Raw genomic sequence first — 17,114 nt, 5'->3', positions numbered from 1 at the left:
ATGATCTCCCTCAATTTAGTTAGTTGGCTGACTCAGAGAGAACCGTAGCACGGGACGCGCCTATAGTCAGTCAGGTGACTGACTCGACCGTTTCCCGCGCGGGGGCCGCGAGCGCCAAGCGGCGGCGGCTCACGGCGGCCGCCGCCGAGGTGGTGCACCGGCAGGGCGCCGAGCGCACCACCATCGCCGACATCGCCCGCGCCGCCGGCGTCCCGGTGGGCAACGTGTACTACTACTTCAAGACCAAGGACGAGCTGGTCGCCGCCGCGCTGGACGAACACGCCCGGCATCTCGCGGAGCTCACCGGACGGCTGGAGCGGCTGCCCGATCCGCGTGAGCGCCTCAAAGGGCTGGTGGAGACCTGGATCGGGCAGCGCGACGTCGCGGCGCGATGGGGCTGCCCGACCGGCACGCTCGCCGCCGAGCTGGACAAGCGCGGTGAGGGCGGGCTGGACGCGGAGGCGGGGAGGGTGATCCGGCTGCTGCTCGACTGGGCCGAGCGCCAGTTCCGCGAGCTGGGCCTGCCCGAGCCCGACGGGCTCGCGCTGACCCTGGTGAGCGCCTATCAGGGCATGTCGCTGCTGGCCAACGCGCTGCGCGATCCCGAGATCATGAAGCGTGAGGGCGACCGGCTGCTCGGCTGGCTCGGCTCACTGCCCGGCTGAGCCGGCCCCGCTCCGGGACAGGAGCGTGGTCAGGGCCGTCGTCCGCGCGTCGTCCCAGCCGGCCGGCGGCGCGATCCGCGCCCAGGCGGCGGCCACCTCGCCGTCGTAGTCGTGCCCGTGGCCGGGCGGTGCGTCGAGGGAGAACACCAGATCCGCGGTGACCTGCCAGAACGTGACGAACGGATACCAGCGGATCCAGGGCAGCACGTCGCCGCCGCGCCGTTCCTCCAGCCAGTCCGGGCGGCCGAGGATCAGTCGCGGGGTCCACCACACGATCGGATCGGAGGGATGCTGGAGATAGACCACCCGCGACCCGTCCCAGGAGGCGGGCGCGGGCAGGTCCTCGGGCCCGTTGGCGAAGCGCACGGTCTCGCCGTCCCGGTAGACGGGCAGCACCTCCCGGCTGCCCGGGTCGCGGCCGTCCACGAACCGCCGCCACAGCGGGCTGCTGTCGGGCGGCCCGACGAAAAGCGCGCCGTCGGTGCGCTCGCGCAGGTCGCGGTCGTCGCGGAACGCCGACTCCGCGCCGAACGCCCCGAGGCTCTCCCCGAACACCAGCAGCCGGGGCCGGTGACCGGCGGGCAGCCGCGACCACCGGGCGTACACCTGGCCGAACAGCTCGCGCCCGGCCGCCGTGACGCGCTCGCGGTCCACCAGGAAGGACAGCCAGCTCGGCAGGTAGGAGTACTGCATCGAGACCAGCGCGGTGTCCCCGCCGTACATGAACTCCAGGGCGGCGGCGGCCTGGGGGTCCACCCAGCCCGTGCCGGTCGTCGTGATCACGCACAGCACCGCCCGGCGGAACGCGCCGGTCCGGTCGAGCTCCCGTACGGCGAGGGCGGCCCGCTCGCGGGCGGTCACGGCGGAGTCGAGCCCCGCGTAGACCCGGACCGGCGGGAGCGCGGGCCGCCCGGTGAAACCGCTGAGTTCCCCGACGGTAGGGGCGCCTGCGACGAACGCCCGGCCCTCCAGGCCGAGCGACGCGAAGGAGACCAGGGAGGAGGGGCCGCCCGAGACGGCGGCGGACCGGGGCCGCGAGGTGCCGGGCGCGGTCTCGCTGTTGATCGCCGCGAAGCTGTTGTCGGCCCCTCTGAGCAGGGCCTCGGTGAGGATCCCGTCGGTCAGCAGGACGGCCAGCACGCCGACGCCGAGCGTCGCGGCCAGCCGCGCCGCCGTGGCGGGGATCCACCTGCCGAGCACGCCTCCGAGCGCCCGGGCGGCGACGCGCAGCGCCCTGGCGGCGGCCAGCAGGAGCAGGAACACCGCCGCCGCGACGAACGGCACGCCGAGATAGCCGAGCCGTTCCGGCGGGCGCAGCCCCATCAGCGGGTAGATGGCCCTCTGGGCGCGTACGCCGAGGACCAGCGACGCGGCGCCCAGCCCGCAGCCGAACGTCGCGACCAGACGGCGGACCCGCCGCCGTCCCGTACGGTGCCACCCCTCGCGCCATCCCGCGCACCGGGCCCCGGCATACCGCCGGACGACCGGGGCGGCGCTCCGGCGGGCCAGGGTGCCGGCGGTCACGCCGGCCAGGTATCCGGTCGCGGTCAGCACGCCCGCGATGATCCCCTGCAGCGGCCACGAGCGGGGCAGCAGCGACGGCGTGAGGGACAGGCAGAAGAAGATCGCGGCGAACAGGATCCCGGCCGTGTCCAGCGCTCCGCCGAGCCGTACCCGCCCCTCCCGCATCAGGCCCCCGATTCACCGCCTGTCCGCCGAACTCGCGGAGCAGGCAGGCTATCAAGTCACCGGCAGGTCACGGTCCCGCCCCCTGCACGGCCTCATCCCCAGTGGTCGCCCCAGCCCCACAGGTTGGGCCCGAGCGCCGCGGCGGGGTCGTCGTGGTACACGCCGAACCTGCCGCGGAAGAACAGCATCGGCCGCTGCTCCGGATGGACGGGTTCGAGTTCTCGGACGAGGCCGATCACCACGTCGTGGTCTCCGGCCACGTGCACCTCCCGGACCTCGCCGTGGACGCGCAGCAGCACGTCCCGCAGGGCGGGCGTGCCCCAGCGGGACAGGTCCCAGGCGAGCCCGGCGAACTTGTCGCCGTTGCTCGATCCGAACCTGGCGCACACGTCGACCTGCTCCTCGCCGAGGACGTTGACGCAGAAGCGGCCGGACTTCCTGATCCGCGGCCAGGCGCGGCCCTTGTGGTCGGCGCAGAAGAGCACGAGCGGTGGTTCGAGCGACACCGACGCGAACGACTGGCAGGCGAACCCCACCGGATCGCCGTCGTCGAGACCCGTGACCACGGTCACGCCGGTCGCGAACATCCCGAGCGCGCGCCGGAACTCCGCGGGCGACGGCGGCGGCGCGTCTCCGGAGCCGGGGTCGCCGAGGCCGGGGCCGGCGGAAGCTGCGGTCATGGGTTCACCTCTCGCGTGCGGTCCGGTGGCTCCGGTGTGCGTGCCTCTGGTGCGGCTCTGGTCCGGTGACTCAGCGCTCAGGTCACGAACTTACAAACCCCCTCGGCGCCGCGCCGCACGGGATCCCGTCCAACGGGGCACCCTGCATGACGAGTCTTCCCAGGTAAAAACAGGTTTTGTCAGGTTTACACCATTGTTGAGCTGTATGTACCTTTAGGTGCCACGGCATGGGTACCGGTGACATCCGCGTCGCCTCCGTTGCCGTGTCGTTGCCCGGACCGTGCGCTCTTCTGTGCGCGCGGCCGCCGAGTCCGCGTTCCGCGGAGCCGGGGACCCACTTCTCGGGGTGAATCGGCGCGCAGACCCCCAGATGCGCCCGTAGGGCACTTCCTGCCCGAACCCGTCAGCTAACCCGGTAGGCGGCATGGAAGCAAGGAGCTCAACCGCGTCATGCCCACCATCAGGTTCTCTCCCGCCGGGCGGCCCTCCGCCCGCCGCCTGCGCGCCGCCCTCGCCGCGGCGGCACTCGCGGTCACGGCCGGCACGGCCACCCTCACCGCCGCCACGCTCGTCGCCACCGCGGCCGCGCCCGCTCCCGCCTACGCGAACCCGCACACGTACGGCCAGGACGTCTCCGGCTACGAGGCCGACCACGACTGGATCAACAGCCGGGCGCAGTTCGGCTTCATCAAGGCGACCGAAGGCCTGGACTGGGTCGACTCGTCCTTCCCCCGGCACTGGCGGGAGCTGGACAAGAAGGGGATCGTCCGCGGCGTCTACCACTACGGCCACCCCTCCAACGACCCGATCGCCGAGGCCGACCACTTCCTCCGCGTGGTGAACGCGCAGCCGGGCAAGCCCGGCGACATCCTCGTCCTCGACCTGGAGACCGCCGACGGCCAGTCGGTGCAGCGCGTCAACGCCTGGGCCAGGAAATGGCTGGAGTACGTGACCGCCAAGACCGGCGTCCGGCCGATGTTCTACAGCGGCTGGAACTTCGCCGACAAGTACGGCCGCGGCCTGGGCGACTATCCGCTGTGGGTGGCCCACTACAGCCGGAACCCGGGCGACATCACCCCGCCGGCCGACTGGAAGAGCTGGGCGATCCACCAGTACACCGACTCGCCGATCGACCAGAACGTCTCCGCGCTGAGCCCTCTCGAGCTGCGCGCCCTCGGCCGCCACTGAGGCTCCGTGGTCCCGGGGCGGGCGCCGCCCGCCCCGGGACCATCCTCAGTCCGATTTCACACTATTTCCGACCACTTCAGACCACCGCGCCCGATCCGTCGCGGGCCACGGGCCGGCGACGCGGAGCGGCGGGTGCGGGCGGCGGTTGACCGGCGCGCCTCTCCAGCTCGATCGCCGCCGGCCCCGCCACGAACGACGACGACAGCGTGCCCGCCACGATGCCGATCAGCAGGGCGATCGCGAAGTCGCGCAGCGAGTCGCCGCCGAACACCGCCAGCGCCGCCAGGATGAACAGCGCGCCGAGCCCCGTGTTCACCGTACGCGGCACGGTCTGCAGGATCGCCGTGTTCACCACCCGCCCGAAGGGCGTCCCCCGTGACACCGGCCACAGCTCGCGGACCCGGTCGAAGAGCACGACCTTGTCGTTGACCGAGTACCCGATGATCGTCAGCATCGCGGCGAGGAAGACGCCGTCGATCGGCTTGCCCAGCCAGGCGAACGTGCCCACGACGACGGCCGCGTCCACGAACAGCGCCACCACGGCGGCGGCGCCGAACGTCCACCGGAACCGGAACGCCAGGTAGGCGAGCTGGGCCGCGAGCGCGACGCCGAGCGCGATGAGCGCGTTGCGGCGCAGCTCCGCGCCCAGGCTCGGCCCGACGAGCTCGTCGCGCTGCTTGGTGACCTCCCCGACGCGCCGGTCCAGGGCCTCCTCGACGCGGACGACGTCGTCGGCGGTGATCTGCCCGGTCCGTACGGAGATCGCGTCGTCCGACCGCTGCACGACGGCCGTGGGGAACCCGGCGTCCGACACCGCCCGCCGGGCCGCGGCGACGTCGACCGGCCCGCTCGTGCCGAACTCCACGATCCGCCCGCCGGTGAACTCGACGCCGTAGTTCAGGCCGCGGGTGACCAGCCCCGCGCCCACCAGCACGAGCAGCCCGGCCGCGACGGCGAGCCAGCGCCGCCCCGCCCGCATCAGGTCGGGGTTCCGCCGGGTCAGCCAGGTCCTGACCCGTCCGATCGAGCCGAGGCCCGACACCCCCGGGCCGAACCTGCCGATCAGGGCGGCGGCGAGCACCCGGGTGATCAGCATGGCCGAGATCAGCGAGGCGAGCACGCCGATCGCCAGCGTCACGCCGAAGCCCTTCACCGGCCCCGACGCCAGCCAGAACAGCAGCCCGGCGGCGAGCAGGGTGGTGATGTTGGAGTCGGCGACCGCGCTCCAGGCTTTCTTGAACCCCCGGTCCAGGGCGGCCTTGAGGCCCCGGCGGGGCGCCGCGCCGTACTCCTCCCTGGCCCGTTCGAAGACCAGTACGTTGGCGTCCACGGCCATGCCGATCGCCAGGACGAACCCGGCGAGGCCGGGCAGCGTGAGCGTGGCGCCCATCGCCACCAGTCCCGCGTACGAGATCAGCCCGTAGCAGGCCAGCGCGACCGCGGCCAGCAGGCCCACCAGGCGGTAGACGAGGCCGATGAACACCGCGGTGAGGATCACCCCGGCGACGCCCGCCTTGGCGCTCGCCGCGATCGCGTCGGCGCCGAGGGTCGGGCCGACCGTACGCTGCTCGACCAGCTCCAAGGGCACCGGGAGCGACCCGCCCTTGACGAGCACGGCGAGGTTCTGCGCCTCCTCGGCGGAGAACGACCCGGTGATCTGGGTGGTGCCGCCGGGGATGCCCGCCCCGCAGGTCACGGTCTCGTTCACCTGGGGCGAGGAGATGATCTCGTTGTCGAGCACGATGGCGACCCTGCGCCTGGGATCGCCGATCGGCTCGCAGGCCGCCTTGCCGGTCAGCTCCCGCCAGGGGCCCGCCTCCCGGAAGTCGATCGTCACGAACCAGCCGGGCCCGAGCTGGGGGTCGGTGCCGGCGGCGGCGTCGGTGACGCCGGCCCCGCTGAGGGCGACCGGCCCGAGCTTCAGCTTCTGGCCGCTCTCGTCGGCGATCGCGTCCTTGTCGCCGTCCCCGGCCGGGCCGAGCACCGGGTGGAAGTTGAGCTGGGCGGTCTTGCCGATGACCTCGGCGGCCTCGCGCGGGTCGAGCACGCCGGGCAGTTCCACGATGATCCGCTTCTCGCCGGAGCGGACCAGGGTGGGTTCGACGACTCCGAGGGCGTCCGCACGGCGCCGGAGCACGTCGAGGGCACGGTCGGTGGCGTCGGCGTCCGCCCTGACCGTGGGGGAGTCCTTCGTCTCGAAGACGAGCTGGGTGCCGCCGCGCAGGTCGAGCCCGAGGCGCGGGGCCATGGTGAGGGCGAGCAGCAGTGAGGTGGCGATGACGGCGAGCGCCGCCACCGCGCGCCACAAAGGCGCACGTGACATTGTGCCTCCACAGGCAGGTACGAGGAGAGAAGAGGGCCTCAGTACGCCGTGGAGGGAGGAGCCCGCGCGGCCGTCGTGCGGCGCGGGCGCTGGGCGGGACGATCGTCGTGATCCGGGCCGGCTCGGGTGACCCGGGTGCCCCCGCGCGGCGACGCGGAGGCGGGCGGCAGGACCGGCCCGGCGGTGGCGCCGGGGCCGCCCGGACCCGCGTGGATCCGGGGCTGGTCACTGTGCGCGGGCCGCCCCGCGCTCGGTGACCCCCAGTGCCGCGCCGTCGTGTTCCGTGCGCTCGTGTCCTTCGCCCTTACAGGGCTGGCGGTCGTGGGTCGCGCTGCCGTGGACGCGGCGGTCGCTGCGGCGCCCCGCACGCCCGCGGTCTCCGCGGTGACGGGTGCGCCCGTGAGGCGGAGCCCGCCGGCAGACTGGGTCATGCCCTGAGCGGCGGCGGGCGAGCCGCCGGCGGTCAGGAAGCCGGTGGTCAGGAAGATCGCGTGCAGCAGGAGCAGCAGCGCGGCGGTCAGCCTGCTTCGCACGATCCCTCCCTCCCGCGACGACCCGGTCTCACGTCACCGTAGCCGCTCCGGCCCGGACCTGCCGCGTGCCGTGATCGCGCAGGGCGAAAAGTGCCGAGATCATTCGAAAATGGGCGGAAATAAGGTGAGAAACGGGCGGCGGAAAACGTAGATGACCGTTTCGCGAAGGTGGGCTATGGTCGGTCTCATGGCGACCTCACGACGTGGCATGTGCGGGTCCACCGCCTTCACGTGGGTGGTGGGCCTGCTGATGCTCGGCCTTGCCCTGGTCGCCTCGACGCCCGCCTGGTACGGAGGCGACCCCGCGCAGCACGCGCCCCAGGCCGCCGCCGAAGTGTGGACGCCGGGGGCGTGGTCGCCCCAGTCCGCCACCCTGCCCGCGGGCGCCGGCTCAGAGCACATGCCGCTGTCGTTGCGGCTGCGGAGCGCTGTGGCCGCGTTGGCGGCTCCGGCGTCCGCCCCGGCGCTGGTCCGGCACGACGAGGACGTCTTCCTCAGCCCGCAGCAGACCGGGCATCGCACGGTCGGATCCCGCAGCCCGCCGCTGGTCTAGAACTTCGGAGCGCTCCGAGCCGCGGCGTCGCCCCGGTCTCGTCGTCGAGCAGCCCCAGCCGTCCCAGCCGTCCGGTAATCAGGCCGGTCCACGCGTCGAGTGATCCTCGACAGGGGGTCCGCGACACCGTCTGTGCAGCGGCTGGCGACCTGGCCTGCGACACGGCCGGGGCAGGGCCTCTGAACGGCCGGTCGTATGGTCCTCGACCCGGCTGCATGCAGAGCATCCGCCGCATGACGTGACAGGCGTACCGCCACGAACCGCAGACGCCCCCACCCGGCCCACAGCCGGGCAGGGGGCAGATCCGTCGGGCATCGAGCACAGCCGCGTACCGGGTGTTGCCGGGTGCGAGGCAGGGCCGGGCACCGGGCGCAGGCGGGCATTCCGCTTCGCGCGGTGCACGGCCAGCTCGTTCCGCCGTTCCGCCGCTTCTCCGAGCGGTGTGGTGGGGCGAGCGCTCGTCCCGGGCCCGTCTCGCGTCCGTCTCGCGTCCGTCCCGGGCCCACCTCGCAACCTCGCGACCGCCGCGCTCCGCCTCGCGTCCGTTCCCGCGTCCGTTCCTGCGTCTGTGGGGCGGCCGGGCTCCGGCCGCTCGCCGCGCTCCGATCCGACCGTCACCCGGGCCGCCGCTCGCACCCGTCTTGTACCGGTGTGGGGCGTGGCGTCCCACCCCACCTTTTTCCCATACCTGGAGTGATGCCGATCATGGCTGAGATCAGGTCGCCGGGCTCTCTCATGGAGGAGTGCCGGCAGTACGATGCGCAGCTCTCCGAGCTGCGCATGCTGCTCGACGAGCGGCTGCGCGCCGCGCGGGCCGAGCTGGCCCTGGCGGGCGAACCACACGAGGTGACGCCGCCGGTCGCGCGGGTCCGCCCGTCCGCCGAGGCCGTACGGCGGGCGAGCCGCGACGTCGCCGCCATCGAGGCGGCGATCGAGCGGATGGACCTCGGCCTCTACGGCACCTGCACGGAGTGTGAGGCGTTCCTGCCGCTCGACCGGCTCCGCTCGGCGCCGCACGTGCAACTGTGCGCCGCCTGCGCCGGCGAGACCCGGATGTCGGCATGACCGGCACAACCGGGATCACGACCGGGCACGGCGTGACCCGTGCGGGTGGCGGGACGGGCGGGGGAGCGGGCGGAGCGACCGGCCTGGCCCTCGACCTCGGCACCGCGCGGACCCGGCTGCTGCTGTCCGGCAGCCCGGTGATCCGGGAGTGGCCCTCCGCGGTCGGCGCTCCGGCCGCACCGCGCCACTGGCCGGTGCGGCACGGGATGGTCTCCGACATGCCCGGCTGCGCGCGGCTGGTCCGTGCCGCGCTGCGCGAGGCCGCCGGGCAGGAGCCTCTGGAACGCGTCCTGCTCGGCGTGCCGGTGGCGGCCTCGCGGCTTGACCGGCGCGCGGCGCAGGCGGCGGTCGGCAGCGCCGCCCGCTGCCCGGTCACGATCGTCGAGGAGCCGCTCGCCGCCGCGGTGGGCTGCGGCGTCGACATCGGAGACCCGAGGCCGCGGCTGCTCCTCGACGCCGGTGCGGGGATCGCCGAGGCCGTCGTCATCCGCGGCGGCCGGATCGCCGACGCGGGGGCCGTACAGATGGGCACGCGGGACCGGTCCGAGGACCGCGCCGAGGACCCTGCCGGCGACCCGCCGGACGGTCCGCGGTTCCCGCCGTACGTGCGGGAACGCATCGTGGCAATGGTCGCCGACCTCGTCGCGCGCGTTCCCGCCCGCATGCGGGGCGTCGCGCGGGGGCGCGGCCTGCTGATCACCGGCGGCGGCGCCCGCGATCCGGAGCTGGCCCGCGCGCTCTGCGCCGGGCTGCGGATCACCGTCACCCCCGCCGTCGATCCCGCCCAGGCGACCGTCAGGGGCCTGGCCTGCCTGCTGCCCGCGGTCGCGCGCCGTGCCGCCCTCATCCCCGCCGACGAAGTGAAGGACCTCGACGATGACCACCAGTGACGAGTTCACCGCCATCAGCGAGCCGCAGATACGGCTCATCCGGACCGAGCTGGAGGAGCAGCTCCAGTGGCGTGAGGTGCAGCTGCGCGACCTGCGGGCCGAGGTCGACGGCGGCGAGCAGGACACGGCCCGCCTCGCCCTGCTCGCCGACGTCGCCGCCACCGAGCGGGCGGTGACCGAACTGCGCCGGACGCTGGAGCGGATGGAGGAGGGACACTACGGCCGGTGCGCCGACTGCGCGGCGGCCATCCCGTTCGGACGGTTGAAGATCCGGCCCCTGGCCCGCTACTGCATCGCCTGCCAGCGGCGTCACGAGGCCCGCTGACGCCGATCCGGCCGCCCGTCCCGGCGTTCTCGCCGGGACGGGCGGCCGGGGTGCGGGCGTGCGGGCCGGGTCGCCCGGAGAACGTCGCCGGGGCCCTCGCGTACGCCGCCCCGGTGGACGGTGCCTCCCCACACTGATCGCCTACGCCCTGTCGTACCAGGTCACGGTCGTTCCGCTGCCGAAGGACCGGGACCGGACCGGGGTGAACGGCGTGGGGCGGAAGGCCCCGGTGAACGCCGAGATCCCGTCGCCGGCCACGACCGGGTAGCTCTTGACGATGAGTTCGTCGATCTCCGGCAGCAGCGCGCCCGCGAGCGCGCCGCCTCCGCACAGCCAGATGTCCCCGCCCTCCTCCTGCTTGAGGCGCCGCACGAGACCGATGGGGTCGCTCCGCACGAGCTCCACCTGGGGATCGCCGATCTCGGGGGTCGAGGCCGACACCACGTACTGCCTCAGGTGGGCGTAAGGGCTGGTGACGCCGAGGTCGAGGCCCGGCTGGTAGGTGCCGCGGCCCATCACGACCGTGTCGAAACGCCGGTTCGGCGCTTCCAGGTTCAGTTGCGCGCGCATGTGACTCGGCACCGTCTCCGGATACTCCTCGATGATCCAGCTCATCGTGTCCTCCAGCGGATAGAAGTCGAACTCCCCGCCGGGGCCCGCGATGTAGCCGTCGATGCTGACGCCGATGTAGTAGACAAGCTTTCGCATACAAAACGCTCCGTTTGAAGTACTCTGTCTGTAGTGGTTCTGACCGTAGTACTACAAGTGGAGTGGTGTCAATCGTGGTGCGACAGAATCCGGCCCGGCGGGCGGCTCTGCTCGACGCGGCCATCGAGGTGCTGGCGCGGGACGGCGCGCGGGGCCTGACCTTCCGCGCGGTGGACGCCCAGGCGCAGGTGCCGGGCGGCACCGCGTCCAACTACTTCGCCAACCGGGACGAGATGCTCACCCAGGCGGGCGCGCGCGTCTACGAACGGCTGGAGCCGGAGGCCGGGTCCCTGACCGGCAGCCCGGAGAAACGCAGGGACCGGGCGAGGGTCGCCGAGCTGACCCACGAGGTGGTCGAGCGGGTCAGCACCTACCGAACGGGATTCCTGGCCCTGCTGGAGCTGCGCCTGGAGGCGACGCGACGGCCGGCCCTGCGGGCCGTGCTCACCGAGCGGATCAGAGCGGACGTGGACGCGAACATCCGTCTCCACCTCGGCGACGGCCGGCCCGGGGACGCCACGTCGGTGGAGCTGCTCCACCTGGCCATGAACTGGCTGATCCTGGAGCGGCTCACGCTGCCCGACGTGTTCCCCGAGGCCCGTCTGGGTGAGCTCGTGGAGCAGGCGGTGGAGCGCCTGGTCCCGGAGACGCGGGACGAGGTTCCAACGGAGGCTGACGGACCGGCCGTCCCGTGATCAGGGCGGCGGCGTCGCGATGCAGGCGCGGGCGGGAGCGGACGGGAAGGGCCGGATCAGGCGCCGTACGGCCGGGCCGCCCGCGCGTCCCGCAGCGCCCTGCCGAACCAGACGAGCTCGTCGAGCATCGTCTTGGCCGCGCTCTCCGCGCCCGCGGGGTCCTTCGGCCAGTTGCCGTCGTCGTCGAACAGCGTCCAGGGGCTCCGGAACGCGACGGAGTCGCGGACGGTCACCGCGTGCAGTTCGGCGAAGACCAGCCGGAGCTGCTCGACCGCCCGCAGTCCGCTGGACATGCCGCCGTAGCTGACGAACCCGACGGGCTTGGCCGCCCACTCCCGGTGATAGCTGTCGATCATCAGTTTGAGGGCGGCGGGGAAGCTCCGGTTGTACTCGGGGGTCACGACGACGAAGGCGTCCGCCTCGTCCACGCGGGGCCGCAGCGCCGTGACCTCCTCGGGCCTGTCGCCGCCGAAGTGCCCGCGCAACCCGTCGGGGAGCCGGGTCTCGGCAAGGTCGATCACGTCGAGGGTGAGGTCGTCGCGCCGCTCGGCCTGGGCGGCGAACCAGCTCGCGACGAGGGGCGCCACCCGCCCGTCCCGGACGCTGCCGATGATCATCGCGATTCCGAGCCGGTCGTCGCCGGGCATGGTTCCTCCACGAGGTGAGTACGTCGTACGCAACGAGTACACCGTACGCGCAAGTGCGTACGGCGTACAAGCACGGGTACGATGTACACGCACAACGGTGAGGAGTGTGGCGATGGCCGGGAAGAGCGCGGACGAGGTCGCGGGTGACGCCGTCGAGTCCATCTGGCAGCGGATGGAACGCCCCGCCCGGCCGCCCCGCGCGGCGCTGACCCACGCCCAGATCGCCGCGGCGGCGGTGGAGATCGCGGACGCCGAGGGGCTCGACGCCGTCTCGATGCGCCACCTGGCCGAACGCCTCGGCGTGGCGACCATGGGGCTCTACCGGTACGTGCGCGGCAAGGACGACGTGATCGAGCTGATGCTCGACGCCGTCATCGCGGAGGAGGCGCTGGTGGAGCCCGCGGCCGACTGGCGTACGACGCTGCGCGAGGCGGCCCGCGGCCTGCGGCGCGCCGTGCTGCGGCACCCCTGGATGGTCCGGACGACGGCCAGGTCGGGCCAGCTCACGCCGCACCTCGTCGCGCGGGCCGACCGGCTGCTCGCCTCGCTGGAGGACCTCGGCCTGGACGCCGACGGCCGCATGGCCGTGGTCGGCACGGTGAGCGCGTACGTCAACGGGATGGTGGCGGTCGACGTCGGCCTGGCCGAGCTCATGCGCCGCGAGGGCGTCACGGGGGCGGACGAGCTGCGCGGCCTCTACTCCTCGCACCTGAGGTGGCTGCTGGAGTCGGGCCGCTACCCCGCCTTCGAGCGCTACATCCGTGAAGGCGTCCGCAAGGACGACGGCGAGTGGCAGTTCGAGCTGGGGCTCGAATGCGTGCTCGACGGCGTCGCGGCCCGGCTGGGCATCTGACCGAGACAGAAGGATTCCCCCATGAGCAACGAGGTCCTGGACGAGGTTCGCGCGCTACTGCCGGAGATCGCCGCACGGGCCCGCGCCGTCGACGAGGAACGGCGGGTCCCCGCGGAGTCGATCGGCGAGCTGTCCCGGGCCGGGGTGTTCCGGATGCTGCAGCCCAAGAGGTACGGCGGCGCGGAGAGCGATCCGGTGCGCTTCTACGAGGTGGTGCGGGAGATCTCGGCGGTGTGCGGGTCGACCGGCTGGCTCGTGTCCGTCCTCGGCGTGCACCCCTGGCAGCTCGCCCTGTTCGAGGAGGCCGCCCAGGACGAGGTCTGGGGGAGCGACCCCGGCGTGCTCGCCTGCTCGTCGTACGCGCCGGTCGGGCGGCTCGTCCCGGCCGAGGGGGGATACCGCCTGTCCGGCCGGTGGCGCTTCTCCTCGGGCTGCGGGCACGCGTCGTGGGCGCTGCTCGGCGGCCTCGTCCTGGGCGCGGCGGGCCGGCCGGCGGACGTGGTGACGGTGCTGGTGCCCCGCTCCGACTACGCGATCGAGGACGTCTGGGACGTCATCGGGCTGCGCGGCACGGCCAGCGACGACATCGTCGTGGACGACGCCTTCGTCCCCGCGCACCGGGTGGTGCGCAACCAGGACCTGACCCGGCTGCGCGGGCCGGGCCAGCAGGTGAACACCGGCCCGCTGTACCGGCTCCCGTTCGGCGCCGTGTTCACCACCACGATCACCGCGCCGATCATCGGGATGGCCTCCGGCTGCTACCGGTCGTACGTGTCGGCCATGCGCGACCGCGTACGGCTGAGCCTGGGCGGCGGCGGCCGGTTCGCCGACGACCAGTTCGCGCAGGTCGCGGTCGCCCGGGCGGCCTCGGAGATCGACGCTGCGGTCCTGCAGACCGACCGCAACGTGCGGGAGGCCTACGAGCACGCGGTGCGGGGCGAGGCGATCCCGGCCGAGCTGCGGCTGCGGGTGCGCCGGGACCAGGTCCGCGCCACCGAGCGGGCGCTGGAGGCCATCGACGTCCTGTTCAAGACGGCGGGGGGCAACTCCCTCCGCCGCGGCAACCCCATCGAGCGGGCCTGGCGCGACGCCCACGCCGGCGGCGTCCACGTGGCCAACGACGTCGAGCGCGCCCTCGCGATGTACGGCAGGGGCGAGTTCGGCCTGCCCGTGGAGGACAACCTCATCTGACCGGCGGGCGGCCCGGGAGGATCTTGACCCGCTCGGAGGCGCATCCTAGCCTTCATGGCAGCGTCCCCACGGACACCCGCGTCGAAGGAGAGCCATGCGGCTTCAGGTGGGCTTCGCCTCCAGCCGTTCCGGTACAGCGGAGCTCGCCTGGGGGCAGCGGGATATCTGGGGAGCCCTCCAGCAGGTCGGGCCGGACAGCGCCCACTACTTCAACGTGCCCAAGATTCTCGCCGTCCCGCGCGCGGGCGGCCCGCGCTCACCCGAGGTCGTGGCCGCCGCTCTGGCCGAGGTGACGGGACGGCACGACGCCCTGCGGTCCCTGGTGCGGCTCGGCGCGGACGGACCGTACCAGGAGGTGGCGGCGGCGGGGACGCTGCCGGTCGAGATGGCCGAGGCGGCCCGCGACGAGGCGGGCGACGTCGCGGCGGCACTCGCCGCCCGCCTGGCCGCGCGGTCCTTCGGCGACGGCGAGCAGCCGCTGCGCGCCGGATTCGTGGTCCGCGACGGTGCCGTCACCCACGTGACCCTCGTGATGAGCCATGCCGTCGCCGACTGGCACGCGGCCGGCGTCGTGGTGAACGACCTGCGGACGCTGCTGCTCCGCGGCGCGATCACGCGACCGCCGTCGTCGCAGCTGCTCGACCTGGTGCGGGAGGAGCGGGCGGCACCGGCGCGTTCGGACCGCGCGATCGCCCAGTGGGAGGCGCTGCTCCGGACCGTGCCGTCCGCCATGTTCCCGGAATCGGTCCGGCCGGCCTCGACGCCGAGGTACGCGCGGGCCGTGCTGACGTCGCCCCGGCTCAACCACGCCGCGTACGTGCTCGCCGCCCGGGCCGGGGTGAGCACCGCCACCGTCCTGCTGGTGGCGGTCGCCATGCTGCTGCGCGAGCTGACCGGGCACGAGGTCGCCGCGATCACCCCGATCGTGCACAACCGTTTCGACGACCGGACCCGGGATCTGGTCACCAGCCTCAATCAGCTCGGACTGTTCACCCTGGGCCCGAGCGGGGGCCTCGCCGAGACGGTCGCGACCGCGTACCCGGCGGTTCTCGCGTCCTACCGGCGCGCCCGATTCGACAAGCCGGCCATGCAGGCGATGATCGACCGGCTGAGCGCCGACCGCGGCGTCTCCGTGTTCCCGTCGTGCTGCTTCAACGACCTGCGCCCGGGCGAGGACCCGGGCGCCGCCGCCCGCGCGGACGAGGAGTCCGAGCTGGAGTGGCTCCCCGGCACCGATAAGCGCAGCTGCGACTTCTGCCTGGCCCTGATGCGCCGCAACGGCACGCTCGGCGTGGAGGTGAACGCCGACACCACCCGCCTGTCCGAAGGTGAGATCGAGGCCCTGCTGCACCGGCTGGAGTCCTTCGTCGTCTCCGCCGCCCACCGGGAACCCGTCCCGTGACGCCATGGCGTGGAGGGTGCCCGCGGACGCGGTAACCTACGGTGTTCACCGCAGTTGGGAGCCCGGATGCCTCGATCGCACGATCACACCACGACGACCCGCGTCCGTACGCCGGGGACGCGGCGATGAGCGCCGTGACGGGTGAGGCGGCGCGGCGCCGGACGTTCGCGGTGATCAGCCACCCGGACGCCGGAAAGTCCACGATGACCGAGGCGCTCGCCCTGCACGCCTCGGCGATCACCCAGGCCGGGGCCGTGCACGGCAAGGCCGGACGGCGGGGCGTGACGTCGGACTGGATGGAGATGGAGCGCGCCCGCGGCATCTCGATCACCTCGGCGGCGCTCCGCTTCGAGTACCGCGGCCACGTGTTCAACCTGGTCGACACCCCCGGCCACGCCGACTTCTCCGAGGACACCTACCGCGTGCTGGCCGCGGTCGACTGCGCGGTCATGCTCCTCGACGCGGCCAAGGGCATGGAGCCGCAGACCATGAAGCTGTTCGAGGTCTGCCGCCACCGCCGCATCCCGGTCATCACGTTCGTCAACAAGTGGGACCGGCCGGGCCGCGAGCCGCTGGAACTCCTCGACGAGATCGAGGAGCGGACCGGCCTGCGGCCCACCCCCGTGACCTGGCCCATCGGCGCCGCCGGGAACTTCCACGGGGTGGTCGACCGGCTCGACGGCCGCGCCGTCCGCTACACCCGCACCCCGGGCGGCGCCACCAAGGCGCTGGAGACCACGCTGACGCCGGGGGAGGCGGAGGCCGATCTCGGGGCCGACTGGACCCGGGCGCGGGAGGAGAGCGACCTGCTCGCCGCCATCGGCGCCGAGCACGACCAGAAGGCGTTCGAGGCGCACGAGGCGACGCCGGTGCTGTTCGGCGCGGCGCTGTCCAACTTCGGCGTGGCCCGGCTGCTCGACGTGCTGGTCGACCTCGCCCCCGCGCCCGCGCCGCGTACGGACGTCGAGGGCGCGGCCCGGCCGCTGGACGCGCCGTTCGCCGGCCTGGTGTTCAAGGTGCAGGCCAACATGGACCCCGCCCACCGCGACCGCATCGCGTTCGTCCGGGTCTGCTCCGGCCGCTTCGAGCGCGGCATGGTGCTCACCCACGCCGCGACCGGACGGCCGTTCGCCACCAAGTACGCCCAGTCGGTGTTCGGCCAGGAGCGCGCCACCATCGACGAGGCCTACCCGGGGGACGTCGTCGGGCTGGTGAACGCGACCGCCCTGCGCCCCGGCGACACCCTGTACGAGGGCACGGCAGTGGAGTTCCCGCCGATCCCGAGCTTCGCCCCCGAGCACTTCGCCGTGGCCCGCTCCCGGAGCACCGCCAAGGCCAAGCAGTTCCGCCGCGGCATCGACCAGCTCGACGGCGAGGGCGTCATCCAGGTGCTGCGCTCCGACCTGCGGGGCGACCAGGCGCCCGTGCTGGCCGCGGTCGGGCCCATGCAGTTCGAGGTCGTGCAGCACCGCCTGGCCGCCGAGTTCGGCGCGGAGATCGTGCTGGACCGGCTGGAGTACACCCTGGCCCGCCGCACCGACGCCGAGTCGGCCGAGGTGCTGCGCCGCCAGCGCGGCGCGGAGGTGCTCATGCGCGGCCGGGACCAGGCCCTGCTCGCGGTGTTCACCGACCAGTGGCGCATGCGGTCGATCCAGCGCGAGCACGAGGGCCTGACCCTGGAGCCGCTCATCGCCGGCCAGGGCTGAT

Annotated in this window: 17 protein-coding genes and 1 riboswitch; of the genes, 11 read left to right on the top strand and 6 right to left on the bottom strand. The window is 73.5% G+C overall.

The features are described from left to right. Positions 1-74: 74 nt before the first annotated feature. On the top strand, positions 75-665 hold the full coding sequence (locus HHX40_RS15940; RefSeq protein ID WP_111702075.1) for a TetR/AcrR family transcriptional regulator: 591 nt from the start codon (positions 75-77) through the stop codon (positions 663-665). Here the strand turns inward: HHX40_RS15940 and HHX40_RS15935 are convergent. Continuing rightward, positions 651-2,354: an alpha/beta hydrolase gene (locus HHX40_RS15935; RefSeq protein WP_182881177.1), complete on the bottom strand. Its 1,704-nt coding sequence runs from the start codon at positions 2,352-2,354 to the stop codon at positions 651-653. The genes HHX40_RS15940 and HHX40_RS15935 overlap by 15 nt on opposite strands. A gap of 92 nt (positions 2,355-2,446) precedes the next feature. Then, the gene (locus tag HHX40_RS15930; protein ID WP_182881176.1) at positions 2,447-3,034 is read right to left on the bottom strand and encodes a flavin reductase family protein; all 588 of its coding nucleotides are present in this window, start codon (positions 3,032-3,034) and stop codon (positions 2,447-2,449) included. Between the two features lie 293 nt (positions 3,035-3,327). Then, positions 3,328-3,471: riboswitch (cyclic di-AMP (ydaO/yuaA leader) on the top strand. A gap of 13 nt (positions 3,472-3,484) precedes the next feature. Here HHX40_RS15930 and HHX40_RS15925 point away from each other — a divergent pair. Then, on the top strand, positions 3,485-4,222 hold the full coding sequence (locus HHX40_RS15925; protein WP_182881175.1) for a glycoside hydrolase family 25 protein: 738 nt from the start codon (positions 3,485-3,487) through the stop codon (positions 4,220-4,222). A gap of 76 nt (positions 4,223-4,298) precedes the next feature. Here HHX40_RS15925 and secD read toward each other — a convergent pair whose 3' ends face one another. Both secD and HHX40_RS15915 read right to left on the bottom strand, forming a co-directional pair. Then, a complete protein-coding gene (gene secD, locus HHX40_RS15920) occupies positions 4,299-6,545 on the bottom strand; it encodes a protein translocase subunit SecD (RefSeq protein WP_182881174.1) in 2,247 nt (748 codons plus the stop codon). A 38-nt stretch (positions 6,546-6,583) separates the two neighbouring features. Further along, the gene (locus HHX40_RS15915; RefSeq protein WP_182881173.1) at positions 6,584-7,078 is read right to left on the bottom strand and encodes a hypothetical protein; all 495 of its coding nucleotides are present in this window, start codon (positions 7,076-7,078) and stop codon (positions 6,584-6,586) included. Positions 7,079-7,265: 187 nt separating this feature from the next. Here HHX40_RS15915 and HHX40_RS15910 point away from each other — a divergent pair, with 187 nt between their 5' ends. From HHX40_RS15910 to HHX40_RS15895, 4 genes are all read left to right on the top strand, one after another. Then, positions 7,266-7,631 carry a hypothetical protein gene (locus tag HHX40_RS15910; protein WP_138460855.1) on the top strand — a complete coding sequence of 122 codons (366 nt, stop codon included), beginning with the start codon at positions 7,266-7,268 and terminating at the stop codon, positions 7,629-7,631. A gap of 705 nt (positions 7,632-8,336) precedes the next feature. After that, positions 8,337-8,696, top strand: coding sequence for a TraR/DksA family transcriptional regulator (locus HHX40_RS15905; protein ID WP_182881172.1), 360 nt, complete (start codon positions 8,337-8,339; stop codon positions 8,694-8,696). After that, positions 8,693-9,586 carry a rod shape-determining protein gene (locus tag HHX40_RS15900; protein WP_182881171.1) on the top strand — a complete coding sequence of 298 codons (894 nt, stop codon included), beginning with the start codon at positions 8,693-8,695 and terminating at the stop codon, positions 9,584-9,586. Before HHX40_RS15905 ends, HHX40_RS15900 begins: the two co-directional genes overlap by 4 nt. Continuing rightward, positions 9,573-9,911 carry a TraR/DksA family transcriptional regulator gene (locus tag HHX40_RS15895; RefSeq protein ID WP_111702091.1) on the top strand — a complete coding sequence of 113 codons (339 nt, stop codon included), beginning with the start codon at positions 9,573-9,575 and terminating at the stop codon, positions 9,909-9,911. The genes HHX40_RS15900 and HHX40_RS15895 overlap by 14 nt, the downstream gene beginning before the upstream one ends. A gap of 141 nt (positions 9,912-10,052) precedes the next feature. Here HHX40_RS15895 and HHX40_RS15890 read toward each other — a convergent pair whose 3' ends face one another. Continuing rightward, positions 10,053-10,619, bottom strand: a complete 567-nt coding sequence (locus tag HHX40_RS15890; protein WP_182881170.1) for a dihydrofolate reductase family protein — start codon at positions 10,617-10,619, stop codon at positions 10,053-10,055. Between the two features lie 77 nt (positions 10,620-10,696). Between HHX40_RS15890 and HHX40_RS15885 the strand changes: the two genes are divergently transcribed. Further along, on the top strand, positions 10,697-11,314 hold the full coding sequence (locus HHX40_RS15885) for a TetR/AcrR family transcriptional regulator (protein ID WP_182881307.1): 618 nt from the start codon (positions 10,697-10,699) through the stop codon (positions 11,312-11,314). Positions 11,315-11,370: 56 nt separating this feature from the next. Here the strand turns inward: HHX40_RS15885 and HHX40_RS15880 are convergent, their stop codons facing one another. Continuing rightward, positions 11,371-11,961: an NADPH-dependent FMN reductase gene (locus HHX40_RS15880; RefSeq protein ID WP_182881169.1), complete on the bottom strand. Its 591-nt coding sequence runs from the start codon at positions 11,959-11,961 to the stop codon at positions 11,371-11,373. A gap of 112 nt (positions 11,962-12,073) precedes the next feature. On the opposite strand from HHX40_RS15880, the gene HHX40_RS15875 reads away from it, so the two are divergent. The 4 genes from HHX40_RS15875 (at position 12,074) to HHX40_RS15860 (ending at position 17,113) form a co-directional block, all read left to right on the top strand. Beyond that, the gene (locus HHX40_RS15875) at positions 12,074-12,814 is read left to right on the top strand and encodes a TetR/AcrR family transcriptional regulator C-terminal domain-containing protein (protein WP_182873583.1); all 741 of its coding nucleotides are present in this window, start codon (positions 12,074-12,076) and stop codon (positions 12,812-12,814) included. A gap of 21 nt (positions 12,815-12,835) precedes the next feature. Further along, a complete protein-coding gene (gene hsaA, locus HHX40_RS15870) occupies positions 12,836-14,005 on the top strand; it encodes a 3-hydroxy-9,10-secoandrosta-1,3,5(10)-triene-9,17-dione monooxygenase oxygenase subunit (protein WP_111702099.1) in 1,170 nt (389 codons plus the stop codon). Between the two features lie 94 nt (positions 14,006-14,099). Beyond that, positions 14,100-15,407 carry a condensation domain-containing protein gene (locus tag HHX40_RS15865; RefSeq protein WP_182881168.1) on the top strand — a complete coding sequence of 436 codons (1,308 nt, stop codon included), beginning with the start codon at positions 14,100-14,102 and terminating at the stop codon, positions 15,405-15,407. 125 nt (positions 15,408-15,532) lie between these two features. Further along, positions 15,533-17,113 carry a peptide chain release factor 3 gene (locus HHX40_RS15860; protein WP_182881167.1) on the top strand — a complete coding sequence of 527 codons (1,581 nt, stop codon included), beginning with the start codon at positions 15,533-15,535 and terminating at the stop codon, positions 17,111-17,113. Position 17,114: the final 1 nt, after the last annotated feature.

Source organism: Microbispora sp. H10949 (genome assembly GCF_014161435.1).
GTDB classification, from domain to species: domain Bacteria; phylum Actinomycetota; class Actinomycetes; order Streptosporangiales; family Streptosporangiaceae; genus Microbispora; species Microbispora triticiradicis.
This window is presented reverse-complemented; position numbering and strand designations above follow the sequence as displayed.